The organism is Pseudomonas sp. BIGb0381 (assembly GCF_024809815.1).
Taxonomy (GTDB): domain Bacteria; phylum Pseudomonadota; class Gammaproteobacteria; order Pseudomonadales; family Pseudomonadaceae; genus Aquipseudomonas.
The window spans coordinates 22,287-35,925 of the sequence record NZ_JANUEN010000017.1 but is presented as its reverse complement, the minus strand read 5'-3'; the positions used below and the strand labels follow the sequence as shown (position 1 = coordinate 35,925).

Annotated in this window: 9 protein-coding genes; 5 read left to right on the top strand and 4 right to left on the bottom strand. The window is 63.1% G+C overall.

The genetic code is table 11. The annotated features are described in order from the left end of the window. The first annotated feature begins 17 nt into the window (after window positions 1-17). The 3 genes from M2397_RS28545 (at window position 18) to M2397_RS28535 (ending at window position 3,004) form a co-directional block, all read left to right on the top strand. A complete protein-coding gene (locus tag M2397_RS28545) occupies window positions 18-977 on the top strand; it encodes a GlxA family transcriptional regulator (protein WP_145336802.1) in 960 nt (319 codons plus the stop codon). A 172-nt stretch (window positions 978-1,149) separates the two neighbouring features. Further along, window positions 1,150-2,259 (top strand): DUF3182 family protein, encoded by a 1,110-nt coding sequence (locus M2397_RS28540; RefSeq protein ID WP_145336800.1) that lies wholly within the window; start codon window positions 1,150-1,152, stop codon window positions 2,257-2,259. Further along, on the top strand, window positions 2,249-3,004 hold the full coding sequence (locus M2397_RS28535; protein ID WP_131700334.1) for a S9 family peptidase: 756 nt from the start codon (window positions 2,249-2,251) through the stop codon (window positions 3,002-3,004). The genes M2397_RS28540 and M2397_RS28535 overlap by 11 nt, the downstream gene beginning before the upstream one ends. Before the next feature lie 5 nt (window positions 3,005-3,009). Here the strand turns inward: M2397_RS28535 and M2397_RS28530 are convergent, their stop codons facing one another. From M2397_RS28530 to M2397_RS28520, 3 genes are read right to left on the bottom strand one after another with little or no spacing between them, the layout of a single operon-like run. Beyond that, complete coding sequence (locus M2397_RS28530) at window positions 3,010-3,966, bottom strand: lysylphosphatidylglycerol synthase domain-containing protein (RefSeq protein WP_131700333.1); 957 nt, start codon at window positions 3,964-3,966, stop codon at window positions 3,010-3,012. Beyond that, complete coding sequence (clsB, locus tag M2397_RS28525; RefSeq protein ID WP_167656706.1) at window positions 3,956-5,218, bottom strand: cardiolipin synthase ClsB; 1,263 nt, start codon at window positions 5,216-5,218, stop codon at window positions 3,956-3,958. The genes M2397_RS28530 and clsB overlap by 11 nt, the downstream gene beginning before the upstream one ends. Next, window positions 5,215-5,994: an endonuclease/exonuclease/phosphatase family protein gene (locus tag M2397_RS28520; RefSeq protein WP_259244903.1), complete on the bottom strand. Its 780-nt coding sequence runs from the start codon at window positions 5,992-5,994 to the stop codon at window positions 5,215-5,217. The genes clsB and M2397_RS28520 overlap by 4 nt, the downstream gene beginning before the upstream one ends. Before the next feature lie 188 nt (window positions 5,995-6,182). Between M2397_RS28520 and M2397_RS28515 the strand changes: the two genes are divergently transcribed. Continuing rightward, window positions 6,183-8,288 (top strand): mechanosensitive ion channel family protein, encoded by a 2,106-nt coding sequence (locus M2397_RS28515; RefSeq protein WP_259244902.1) that lies wholly within the window; start codon window positions 6,183-6,185, stop codon window positions 8,286-8,288. An 11-nt stretch (window positions 8,289-8,299) separates the two neighbouring features. Here the strand turns inward: M2397_RS28515 and M2397_RS28510 are convergent, their stop codons facing one another. Further along, complete coding sequence (locus M2397_RS28510) at window positions 8,300-12,547, bottom strand: DEAD/DEAH box helicase (protein ID WP_259244901.1); 4,248 nt, start codon at window positions 12,545-12,547, stop codon at window positions 8,300-8,302. Window positions 12,548-12,713: 166 nt separating this feature from the next. Between M2397_RS28510 and M2397_RS28505 the strand changes: the two genes are divergently transcribed. After that, on the top strand, window positions 12,714-13,598 hold the full coding sequence (locus tag M2397_RS28505) for a sugar nucleotide-binding protein (protein ID WP_131700325.1): 885 nt from the start codon (window positions 12,714-12,716) through the stop codon (window positions 13,596-13,598). Window positions 13,599-13,639 lie beyond the last annotated feature (41 nt).

The following is a 13,639-nucleotide window of genomic DNA, read 5'->3' as shown; positions in this document are numbered from 1 at the left end:
CAGGGGGAAAACTGACAATGGCCGTGGTTGAACTGGGCGTGTTGATTTATCAGGGGGCGCAACTGGCTGCCGTGCATGGTTTGACCGACCTGTTCGGCGTCGCCAACCGGATCGCCGCTGAGCATCAGTCTGCGCAGTTGCCGTTGTTGCGGGTCAGCCATTGGCAGGTGGACGCCAGTGGCAAGCCGTCAAGGGGATTCGCCAGCCACCCCGGCCCTGACCAACCGATGATGGCCGTGCTGGTGCCACCGTCGATTGGCGAATTCACCGAAGAACAGGCACCCCCTGCGTTGCTGGAGTGGATTCGCCAGCAACACGCGGCGGGCACCGTACTCGGGGGCGTGTGCATTGGCTCGATCCTGCTGGCGCGCAGTGGGTTGCTGGATGGGCGCAGCGCCACCACCCATTGGTCTTCCGCAAAGTCCTTTGCCGCGCGTTACCCGGCCGTGCGCCTGGAAGCGGATAAACCCATCGTCGATGACGGCGATCTGATCACGACGGCCGGGCTAATGGCCTGGTCCGAGCTGGGCCTGCGCCTGGTCGACCGCCTGATGGGCCCGAGCGTCGCCGCCGATACCGCGCGTTTCCTGGTGATCGAACACAGCGACAGCGCCAGCCAATGCGGCAGTAACTTCGCGCCGATCCTCAGCCATGGCGACGCGGCCATCCTCAAGGTTCAGCATGGGTTGCAAGCCAGTGGTGCGGTGGACGTGTCCGTCGCCAGCATGGCGCAAGAGGCGGGGCTGGAGGAGCGCACCTTCCTGCGACGCTTCCGCAATGCTACCGGCTTGAAACCCACCGAATACTGCCAGCACCTGCGCGTGGGCAAGGCGCGGCAGATGCTGGAGTTTACCAACGGCACCATCGACCATATTGCCTGGACCGTGGGCTACCAGGACCCCAGCGCTTTTCGCGCCATTTTCAAAAAAATTACCGGATTGGCCCCCAGTGACTACCGCAGCCGTTTTGGCGTGTGAATCGTGCAGAACACCGTACGTTCAAGGTGTCGTCGTGCAGAATCAGGCAGGCCAACTGCCATCGCTTTTTCGACAACGGCTTGATTTTAAAAGCATCTTCTTTGAAACAACCTTGGCGTGATACCTGCAGCCTTCCCCCCCACACACATGGCAGGATGGCCAAGGGGGACGCATGACCCCGATTCAACGCAAAAAATGGATCGTCGCTCACTCCACGCGAGCGGGCGCGCCCCAGCATGAAGTCGAAACCAACCGCGCGTTGGCCCGATGGCTGGCGCAGATACTGGGGCTCAAATTCGGCGGCAGTTATGACCCACAAAAGCATGCCGGTTGTGAACTTTACCTGCTGCCCACGCAGACTCTGGTAGGTCCTGCCCAGGCCCGGGAACTTCACGTCAGCGGTCCGGCGGACCTGTGGGGCGGTTATGTCGATCACGACTTTATCTGCACCAAGGCCATCAGCCATGGGCTGCTATGCCCCGAAGCGAAAGCCCCCGAAGGCTGGTCGCCGTTATTCTGCGAGCGTGTACGCGATGTTGTGCTGGCGGGTCTCAGCGTATTTGCCTTGGAGGATGCACGACCTGCCGCCGAACGCCTGCTGTACAACGGGCCGATCCGCCTGAAACCGGTGCATGCCTGCGCCGGGCGCGGCCAGGAAGTTATCCACAGCCTGGATGAGTTCGAGGCTGTGCTGGCGCGCCCCGAAGCGGTCCGAATGTTCAGCGAAGGGGTCGTGCTGGAACAAGACCTGCACGATGTGGTCACCCATAGCGTGGGCCAGAGTTTTATCGGCGATCACGTCATCAGCTACTGCGGCGAGCAATACCTGACCCAGGACGGACAGGGCGAGGAGGTCTACGGTGGCTCCAACCTGCTGGTGGTGCCTGGCGGTTATGACGATTTGCTCAAGCTCGAGCTGCCCGGCGACGTGCGCCAAGCCATCGAGCAAGCCCAGGTCTTCGACGCGGCCGCCGATGAGGCCTACCCGGGTTTCTACGCGTCCCGGCGCAACTACGACATCGCCCAAGGCCTGGACAGCGACGGCCAGCGCCGCAGCGGCGTGCTCGAGCAATCCTGGCGCATGGGCGGCGCCAGCAGCGCGGAAGTCGCGGCGCTGCAGAGTTTTATCAACCACCCGGGCCTGAAGGCGATTCATGTGTCCTCGGTAGAAACCTACGTGGACCAGGCGTTGCCCGCGGATGCCATCGAGGTGTACCGAGGCCCGGCCGAAAACAGCGACTTTCTTCTCAAGTATGTGACGGTTGAATCTTATGACGGCTAGAAGCGAAAGCATTGCGATCGATATCGACGACGAACAGATGAGCGGCACGTTCCTGAGCCCCAAATCGAAGGTGCCAGGGGTGTTATTCGTGCACGGTTGGGGCGGTAGCCAGGAGCGTGACCTGGAACGCGCCAAAGGTATCGCCGGCCTGGGATGTGTGTGCCTGACGTTCGATCTGCGTGGCCACGCCGGCACGGGTATCCCGCTGTCCCGCGTCACCCGTGAAGACAACCTGCGCGATCTGCTGGCGGCCTACGACCGACTGCTCTCGCACCCGGCCATCGACACCTCGGCGGTGGCGGTGGTGGGCACCAGCTACGGCGGCTATCTGGCGGCGATCCTGACATCGTTGCGCCCTGTGCGCTGGCTGGCACTGCGTGTGCCGGCGCTGTACCGCGACGATGAATGGCTCAAGCCCAAGCGTGACTTGGACAAAATGGACTTGATGGACTATCGCAGCACGCTGGTGCGCGCCGAGACCAATCGCGCCTTGCACGCCTGCTCGGCGTTCACTGGCGATGTGCTGATCGTCGAATCGGAAACCGACGACCATGTGCCCCACGCCACCATCATGAGCTACCGCGCGGCCTGCCAGCAGACCCATTCCCTGACTCACCGCATCATCGACGGTGCCGACCATTCCCTTAGCGACCCCGTGTCCCAGCAGGCTTACACCTCGATCCTGGTGGACTGGATCACCGAGATGGTGGTGGGCGAGCGGTTGAGCATCATCCAATCTCAGTAACGCGATCATGCCGGTGTTTTCTTCACCCGTAATGCCTTGGCTTTGGCCTCGACACCGAGGTACATCACCAAGGCGATCAGCAGCGGCAGGATAAAGTAGATGGCCCTATAGGCGATCAGCCCGGCCAGCAAACTGCCGCGCGACGCCTCATGTTGCAGCAGGGCGATAAACACCGCTTCCAGTACCCCGAGCCCGGCCGGGATATGGGTGATAACACCGGCGATCGCGCTGATCAGCAGCACGCCCAGCACCAGCGGGTAGTCCAGTTTGGCGGGCAACAATGTGAAAATCACCGCAGCCATCAGCGACCAGTTCAACGCGCCCAATGCCAACTGCAGGCACGCCATGCGCAGTGACGGCAGATTGATCTCGATCCCCCGAATCGACCACGCACGCTTTTTCGAAAACTGGCACGCCGCCAGGTAACCCAGGCTGGCCAGGACCAACAACACGCCAACTCCCTGCAAGGCGCCGCTGCTCAGTTTCCAGCCTGGCGGCATGGTCACCAGGCCGCTGCTGAACACCACCCCGGCCAAGGCCATATAGCCAAACCAATTGGTGGCCAGGCTCAGGCCGAGGATCTTGGCGATATTGCCGGTGCTCACCCCCAGCCGCGAATACAGCCGATAGCGCATGGCGATCCCGCCGACCCAGGCACTCAGGTTCAGATTGAACGCATAGCTGATGATCCCGACCGGCAGAATCTGCTTCCAGCGCAGCGGTTGGCGAATGTAGGTGCGGCCGATCAAGTCGAAGCAGGCGTAGACGATAAAGCTGCACAACGTCAGCGTGCCCGCGATCAGCAGGGTGCGCAGCTTGAAATCGCCCAGGGTCTGGAATACTTCGCTCCAGTCGATACGCCTTGCAAGCAGGGTGAACAGCACGATCAGCAGCAGGAAGAACGCCACGGTCAGCGGTTTCTTCCAGCGCTTGAAGCGTGAACCGTTAGCTTCAGATGTCATGGGTTCGAGCCTCAAAGGGTTTCAACCGTGGCTTGTGCGCCGGCAACCAGCCCGTCAGCGCGGGGAAGTGGCGCATCACATGGAACACCAGGAAACCGACGGTCAATCGCCATAGCCACAGGCGCGGCTTGCGGTTTTCCGGCATGGTCTGGCAATGCTCCTTGGCGAGTACGTCCAGACGTTCGTACAGCTGCTGATTGAACGCCCGGTCACGAATCAGCACGTTGGCCTCCAGGTTCAGCGACAGGCTCAACGGGTCGAGGTTGCTCGAACCCACGGTGCTCCACTCGTCATCCACCAGCGCGACCTTGCCGTGCAGCGGGCGCTGGCAATATTCATGAATCACCACGCCATCCTTGAGCAGGTAGTCGTAGAGCATGCGCGCGGCCAGCTTGGCCAGCAGCACATCGGGCTGGCCCTGCATGATCAATTGCACCTTTACGCCACGGCGCGCCGCGTTGCGAATCTCGCGCAGCAGGCGGTAACCGGGGAAAAAGTAGGCATTGGCAATCACCGCGCGTTGTTGGGCTTTGCTCAAGGCATGGATATACGCCTCTTCAATGTCGTCGCGGTGTTGCAGATTGTCGCGGTAAATCAGGCGCACCAGGCCGTCGCCTGTATCGGTCGGCCAAGGCGATGGCCGTTGCTGGCGCCGTCGCCACCCGCGCCGCGTGCGCACCTGGCGCCCGCTTTGGGCGAGGGCAAAATGATGCAGGTCGGCCACCGCCGGGCCTATCACCTGCACCGCGTAATCCTGTTTGGCTTCTGGGCCAAAATCCCCCAAATGGTCGGCAGAAAAATTGATTCCGCCGATAAACGCCACCTTGGCGTCCACCACCACGATCTTGCGGTGCAGGCGCCGAAACCAGTTGGTACGAATCCCCAGAGTCTTTGACGCGGGATCAAACATTTGCACCATGACGCCGGCGTCAGCCAGTTCGCTCAGGAACAACGGGCTCAGCTCGCCGCAACCAAAACCGTCGAGGCTGACCACTACCTTCACGCCACGTTGCGCAGCCTCGATCAGGATGCCTTGCAGCTCATGGCCGACCTTGTCCTCGAAAAGGATAAAGGTCTCCAACAGGATCTCGCGCTGGGCCTGGCGCAGCGCGTCGAACACTTGTGGGAAATAGGCTTCGCCGTTCTCCAGCAATTCGATCTGGTTGCCGCTCTGCCAGCCGTAATCGAGGTCACGAGCCTTGGCATCATCCGGCGGCTGGTCGGTGGAAATATGCTCGACCGCAACGTTCATAGCTCAATCTCCACCGACAGCGGCACATGGTCTGACAAATGGGACCAGGGGCGGGAGGTCAGCACCCGCGGGTTATGAATCTTCAAGTTGCGCACATAAATGCGGTCCAGCGGCAACAGCGGCAGGCGGGCCGGGAAGGTGCGCGCGGGTTTGCCGTGGGCGTGCACGAAGACTTCCTGCAGGCCGCTTTGGCTCAGGTCGGCGCGTTGGCGCCAGTCATTGAAATCACCGGCAACCACCAACGGCGCATCCGCCGGGATCTCGCTGATACGTTGCTCCAACAAGCGCAATTGTTGCTGGCGATGCACCTCGCGCAAGCCCAGATGGATACAGATCGCATGCACCTCCTGCCCGGTACCGGGCAGGCGCAGCACACAATGCAGCAGGCCGCGGTTTTCATGGCCGCTTTGGGAAATGTCGAGGTTGTCATAGCGCACGATCTGGAATTTCGACAGCAACGCATTACCGTGGTCGCCATGGGGGTAGACCGCGTTGCGCCCGTAGGCGAACTGCGGCCAGATGCTGTCGGCGAGGAACTCGTACTGCGGCATGTTCGGCCAGTCACTGTAACGCTGGGGATGGCGCTCGTGGGTGCCGTGGATTTCCTGCAGAAACACCATATCAGCGCCCACACTGCGCACCGCTTCGCGCAGCTCGGGCAGGATGAAACGCCGGTTCAAGGCGGTGAAGCCCTTGTGGATATTGACCGTCAGCACCGTGAAGCGAGTGATGGCGACGCTAGGGGTAATGGGCACCCAGTCGGGGATCGCAGCCATGATTGCTCCTGTGAAAGGGTGGGGGCTTTACCCCCGTTTATGGCTGACTGCGATTTTTGGCCGAAAGTTTCCATCGTCCTACAGGCGGCATAAACCCATTTGGATCAGTACCCGGCAATCAAGCAGGGGAACGATCAAGGCTCAAACCCGTCAGTTCCTTACAGACCCTTCTGAAGGAGCCCGGTGTTTTGCTGAATTTCAAGACTGCATTACTGCTCGGCGCGCTGCTTTTCTGCGGCAGCGACGCACTGCAAGCCGCGGCCACCGCGCCGGAAGCCGAAGCGCCGGCCAAACCCGAGTTGCTGGTGGAGGGCGGACTGCTCGGTGCCATCAGTTCCAGCATCGATGATGTGCAGAACAAGCTCGACCTCAATCAGAACCTCGTTGATGCCTGGCGCCTGCGCGCGGACCGCGCGGCAGATGAGGTCGGCCGGTTGGTTGACCAGACGTCGGAGCGTTCGCCGTGGAGCGTGGCCGGCGACTTCCTGCTGCTGTCCGGGGTGTGGGTCGGTGCCTTCGTGGGGTTGACGCTGCTGGGGCGGTTTATTGTGCTGCGCCTGAGTCGCCGTCCTTTCATCGAACGACGGGGGCGCCTGCAAGGGGTGATGGGGTATGTGGTGCCCTACACGATCCCCGCGCTGATCTGCCTGCCGTTGACGCTCTACGTCAGCCACTTTTTACCCTCCTCGATAGGTCGTGCGCTGGCGCTGTGTTTTGCCTACGCCACCAGCAGCGGCATCTTTTCCACCTCCATGCTGCTGTGCGTCATCGTCATGTTCAATGTCGGCCACAAGCGGCCGGCGGTGCAGATCATTCGCGACTACTGCCCCAAGCCGCTGTTCCTGATCGGCTTCCTCGCGGCCCTAAGCGACGCCCTGACCAGCCCGCAGATTGCGCGTCAGCTCGGCGGTAATATCACCAGCAGCATCGCGGTGTTTACCGGTTTGTTTGCGGCGGTGATCTTCGGTGTGCTGGTGGTGCGCCTGCGCCGTCCGGTGGCCCACCTGATCCGCAATCGACCGCTGGCCCAGCGCCTGAAACACCCGGCTTTGCAGCAGTCGCTGCGAATATTTTCCGGGCTGTGGTACTGGCCGATCTTATTGATGGTGCTGGTCTCGGCGATCAACCTGATCGGCGCCGGCGACGACAACCAGAAAGCCCTGCGCTGCGCGCTGTTCACCACGATCCTGTTGATCGGCACGGTGTTTCTCAGCACGGTGCTACAACACTTGTTCAAGTCCCGCAGTCAGGTGGCGATCCAACGCAGCAGTGCTTACAAGGAGCGCTTTCTCAGCCTGTTGCACGCGATCTTGCGCATCGTCATGGCCATCGCCTTTATCGAAATCCTCGGGCGGATCTGGGGCGTGTCGCTGTTCGAATTTGCCCAGCGCAACTCGGTGGGCCGTGCGATCAGCGACTCCCTCAGCAGCATCGGCCTGATCCTGCTGATGACCTGGTTGTTCTGGGTGGTGCTCGACACGGCGATCCAGGAAGCGCTGAAACCGCCGGTGAACAAACGCTCCAGCCGCCAGCCCAGCACCCGGGTGAAAACTATCCTGCCGCTGCTGCGCAATGCGGTGAAAATCATCCTGGTGGTGATCTGCGCAATCACTACCATGGCCAACCTCGGCATCAACGTCGCGCCGCTGCTGGCGGGTGCCGGTGTGGTCGGCCTGGCGATTGGTTTCGGTTCCCAGCAACTGGTGCAGGACGTGATCACCGGCCTGTTCATCATCATCGAAGACACGCTGTCCATCGGCGACTGGGTGGTGCTCGACTCCGGCCACGCCGGCACCGTCGAAGGCCTGACCATCCGCACCCTGCGCCTGCGTGACGGCAAAGGCTTTGTGCACTCGGTGCCGTTCGGGCAGATCAAGGCTGTCACCAACCAGTCGCGGCAATTTGCCTATGCGTTCTTCTCGGTGCAGTTCACCTACGACACCGATGTGGACAAGGCCGTGGAGCTGATCCGCGAGGCCGGGCAGTCGATTCGCGACGATGTGTTCCTCAAGTACAACCTGCAAGGGCCGCTGGAGGTGTTTGGCGTCGACAAGATGGACCTCAATGGCGTGGTGCTCACGGCGCAGTTCCGTACCGTGTCCGGCGGGCAATATGCGGTGAGCCGTGCGTTTAACCAGCGTTTGAAAAAGCTTGTGGATAACTGTGATGAGGTGCACTTCGCGCAGACTTATCCACAGCAGGTTTTGCTGCCAAAGCGCACAACCCAGGTGGATGAGCCGGAGGAAGAGATGCCGGCGTCGGTGGTGTTGACGGAGCAGCCCAGGCCTCAATGAGGCCTTCAAATTCAGTGCCTGATCAACTTCTCCTGCACCGCCTGCTGATCCACATCCAGCAGTATCTGCTGCTTGCCGGCGACCATCACCGCCGCCGGCAACCCATCCCGATACACAATTCGATTCCCACTCACCGCCGGCACCTTGCTGCCCGGCAACAGTGTGCCCACCAGGTTCAGCGGGTCAGCCCCGCACACGGCAATCAAACTCCCGTCATGGGGCCTGCGCCGCACTTCGCGCAGCAACGGGATCGCTTCGGGCAAGGCAAACTGCTCACCCGCCAGCCCGCTGACAAACCGCCCGCCACGAATCTCACCCCGCGCCTCCAGCCGATGGAACGTACGCAGCAATTCGCGCCAACTCGGCAACCAATCCGCCTCGCGCTCCAGCAAGCGCCAGAACACCACGCCATAACGGCGCAGCAAGGTCATCGCCACATGTTCCAGGGTTTCGGCCGAGTGCGGGCCGGCGGCGGTTGATGGGCGGCGAATCAGCGCCCAGCGCCCGGCATCGTCCATGCCGCCGATAAACGCCCCACGCCCGCGCCGACTGCTGCGCGCCTGGCGCTTGCTGGCCGGGGTGGTCAGTGCACGCAACCCGGCAAAGCTGTCGGCATTCACCAGGCCGGCGCCGACCAGTTCCTGCAAGGCGGTTTCCAGTTCGCTGCGCAGCAGATGGGCTTCGTGCTCCAGCTCATCGAAAAACAGCGCGCCGTGTTCACGCAGGGCCAGGTGGACCTTTTGCGCCTTGAGCGACAGGGTCGTGCTGTCGGTGGGGTCGGTCAGCCCGCTCCACAATGCCACCTGGCTGCGCGGCAACAGCACCACCGGCGTGCTGCGCAGGGCGATGGCGCCGGCTTTGTTGCTCAAGCGCGTCCATACCAGCTTGCCGCTGCGGCACAGGTCGTCGAGCCAGGTCGATGAGTAATCCTTGATCCGTGCACTGAGCAGGTCACTGTCCCAGGCCGACGTGGCGGCGGCGTACCCTTCGAACTGGCCGACAATCTGCGGCAACACGCCGCTGCCCTGGCCGCGCGTGCTCTCGGACAGGTGCTGCCAATCGAACAGGAAGCGCATGAAATCCTGCAGCGCCACCGGCTCGATTTCCCGGCGCAGGCGCTTGACCGTGTAGCGATGAATGCGCGCGAGCAGATGCCGTTCGCACCATTGTTCCTCAAGTGCGCCGGGGCTGAAGCGACCGCGCAGCACGTAGCCTTCCTGCTCCAGGCGGGCCAGCGCCTGGGTGACATCGCCCAGCGGCAAGGCCAGTGGCGCAGCGATCTCGATCAGGCGCTGCGGGCCGAAGCCACCGAGGCGCGCGCGCAGCAGTTCCACCAGCGCGTCGTCAAAGCTCCAGGGCTCATCGAAGCCGGGGAGCAGTGGCAAATTGTGGGGATAGATCGCCTGCAAACACCCCAGGCGTTCCACTGCGACCCACAGGCCGTTGGGCAATTGATAGGCGCGGCCACCTTTAGCCAGGGCCTGCAACCACTCGGCCCATTGCGGGGTGACCTCGTTGCTGGCGATGCACGCCAGGCTCATCAATGCCTCATGCATTTCATCCACGCCATGGGGCGCCGGCCAGGCCTCTTCGCACACGCCGGCGATGGCGTCCGCGTCCAGTGCGCCGAGGTCGTCGGTGCTCTGAGGGTCGCTCCAACGGCGGTTGAGCACGGCCTGGGTGCGGCGTTCTTCCAGCGGTGCATCGTCGAGAAAGGTGTAGGGGCGCGCGCTGAGGATTTCGGCAGCCATGGGCGAGGGCGCCGGCAGGTCGCGGCTGATCAACCGCACTTCGCCGCGCTCCATGCGCCGCAGCAAGGCAAGCCAGGCGTCGCTGTCCATGGCTTCGTGCAGGCAGTCGTCGAGGGTTTGCTCCACCAGCGGGTGCTCGGGCACTTCGCGTTCGCCGGCGAGGTTTTCCAGGCAGGCGATCTGGTCGGGGAACACGCTGGCGATCAGGTCTTCGCTCTTCATGCGCTGGATCTGCGGCGCCACTTTGCGCCCAGCGGTAAAGCGCGGCAGCGCCAGGGCCACGCCCGCGTTCCAGCGCCAGCGCACACCGAACAGCGGTGCATCCAGTACGGCCTGGATCAGCAGGTGTTCGGCACTGTTGCTGTTGAGGTAACGCCATACCTCATCGAGCTCGAAGCTGTGGCTGGTGGACAGCGACAGCACGATCGCATTTTCACTGGCCGCCGCTTGCAGCTCAAAGTTGAAGGTGCGGCAAAAACGCTTGCGCAAGGCCAGGCCCCAGGCCCGGTTGACGCGGCTGCCGAACGGCGTGTGGATGATCAGTTGGGTACCGCCGGACTCGTCGAAAAACCGCTCCATGATCAACGTGTCCTGGGACGGCAACGCGCCGAGTGCCAGGCGCGCGCGGGCCAGGTAATCGAGGAGCTGTTCGGCGCTGGCGCGGTTCAGGCCGAGGGTGCCGGTAAGCCAGTCATGCGCCGGTTGCAGGTCGCCGGGGCTGGCGCTGAGCAGGCTGTCGAGTTGCCCCTGCAAACGTGCGACCGCGGCGGATAACTCATTGCTGCGCCCCGGCGCTTCACCGAGCCAGAACGGAATGGTCGGCGGTTGGCCGTGAGCGTCTTCGACCCGCACTTTGCCGGCTTCGACCCGCAAAATCCTGTAGGACGTATTACCGAGCTGGAAGATATCCCCGGCGATACTTTCCACTGCGAAATCTTCGTTGACGCTGCCGATATTCAGGCCCTGGGGCTCCAGCAACACGCTGTAGTCGGCGTTGTCGGGGATGGTGCCGCCGCTGGTCACGGCGGTCAGCTTGGCGCCACGGCGACCGCGCAGGGTGCGGGTCAGTGCGTCGCGGTGCAGGTACGCGCTGCGGATGCCCTGGCGGCCGTTGTAACCGTCGGCGAGCATCTGCAGCAGCGCCTGGTAGTGGCGTTCATCCAGGGTGGCATAGGGCGCGGCGCGGTGGATCAGGTCGAGCAAGGCCTGTTCCGGCCACTCCTGGGCACTGACCTCGGCGATGATCTGCTGGGCCAGCACGTCCAGCGGCGCCACCGGGACCTGCAAGGTGTCCAACTCGCCCCGGCGTACACAATCGAGCAGGGCGGCGCATTCGATCAGGTCGTCGCGGGTCGTGGCAAACAGGCGTCCCTTGGGCGTGCCGCCGACCTGGTGGCCGGAGCGGCCCACCCGCTGCAGAAAACCGTTGATGGAGCCTGGCGACGCGATCTGGCACACCAGGTCGACATCGCCGATATCAATCCCCAGTTCCAGGGACGCGGTGGCGATCAGCACTTGCAGCTCGCCGGCCTTGAGCCGTTGCTCGGCGTCCAGGCGCATCTCCTTGGCCAGGCTGCCGTGGTGGGCAGCGACGGCGCTCTTGCCCAGGCGCTCGCTCAAATGCCGGGCCAGGCGTTCGGCCAGGCGCCGGGTGTTGACGAAGATCAGCGTGGTGCGATGCTCACGGGCAAGGGCGGCGAGACGGTCGTAGACCAACTCCCAGACATCGTTGGCCATCACCGCCGACAGCGGCACCGGCGGCACTTCGATATCCAGGTCGCGGGCACGGGCATGGCCGATGTCGACGATGTCGCACGCCCGGTCGGTACCCACCAGAAAGCGCGACACCGCCTCGACAGGTTTTTGCGTGGCCGACAAACCGATGCGGGTCAACGGCTTGGTACACAAGCCTTGCAGGCGTTCCAGGCTCAGGGCCAGGTGGCTGCCGCGTTTGCTGGCGGCGATGGCGTGGATTTCATCGACGATGACCGTGCGCGTGCTGGCCAGCATCTGCCGGCCGGAGTCCGAGCCCAGCAGCACGTAGAGCGATTCCGGCGTGGTCACCAGGATGTGCGGCGGGCGCTTGCGCATCTGTGCGCGGTCTTTCTGCGGGGTGTCGCCGGTGCGTACGGCGGTGCGAATCACCAGCGGCGGCAGGCCCAGGCGCTGCAAATGCTCGGTGATCCCGGCCAGCGGGGTTTGCAGGTTGATCTGGATGTCGTTGGACAGCGCCTTGAGCGGCGACACATACACCACCAGCGTCTCGTCCGGCAGTTGCCCGCCGTTGGCCAGGCCCTGGTGAACCAAGTCATCCAGCACCGCGAGGAACGCCGTCAGCGTCTTGCCGGAACCGGTCGGCGCCGCGATCAGCGTTGAACGGCGTTGGCGGATCAACGGCCACGCCTGGGCCTGGGCGCTGGTCACCGAGGGGAAGGTGTGGCGGAACCAGGTGCTGACGGCGGGGTGAAAGCCGTTCAATACCGTGTCGGTTGATTCAGGAAGGTTCATGCCTAAGTTATGCAGCCCACTCCAACAAGTTGCAACCCCGCACTTTATCCGTGACGGTTGCGCTACAAACCCGCAAAATGCAACGATTCTGGAATAACCCTACGGCATGCCTCACCCGCCTGCCGACAATAACCATCGTTCCAAACAGACCGGGCCTGCTCAATCTATGCGAATGCGCCTTATGTTACTGGGCGGCGGGAATGCCCTCGGGCAGGCGCTGATTCGCCTCGGTGCAGAGGAAGACATCGGTTTCCTCGCCCCCAAACCGCCCAAAGACGGCTGGGATGCCGCGAGCCTCACCCAATTGCTCGACGACACCCGTCCCGATGCGTTGATCAACCTCGCCTACTACTTCGACTGGTTCCAGGCCGAAGCCGTCAGCGAGACCCGCCTGGCCGCCCAGGAATTCGCCATCGAACGCCTGGCCGAACTGTGTCAGCACCACAACATTACCTTGCTGCAACCGTCCAGCTACCGCGTATTCGATGGCTCCCGCGCCACCGCCTACAGCGAAAAGGACGAGCCGGTGCCCCTGGGCCTGCGTGGCCAGGCGTTGTGGCGTATCGAGCAAAGCGTGCGCGCCACTTGCCCGCAGCATGTGCTGTTACGTTTTGGCTGGCTGCTGGATGACAGCGTCGACGGCACCCTCGGGCGCTTCCTGGCCCGGGCGGAAAAACCGGATGAATTGTTGATGGCGGACGATCGTCGCGGCAACCCGACGCCGGTGGACGATGCGGCGCGGGTGATTATCTCGGTGCTCAAGCAACTTGATTGCGCGGCGCCGCTGTGGGGCACTTACCACTATGCCGGGCATGAGGCGACCACGCCGCTGGCGCTGGGCCAGGCGATCCTCACCGAGGCGCGCACCTTTCACCCGCTGGCCATTGAAGCCCCTACCGCCCAGGCCCACGCGGCACGGCCGGATGCGGCAGACGAACCGCAGCATGCGGTGCTGGCCTGCAAGAAAATCCTCCACACCTTCGGCATCAAGCCTCGGGCGTGGCGCGCAGGGCTACCGGCGTTGCTTGACCGGTTCTATCGCCACGGCTGACACAACACAAAGTAAATGTGGGAGGGGGCTTGCTCCCGATA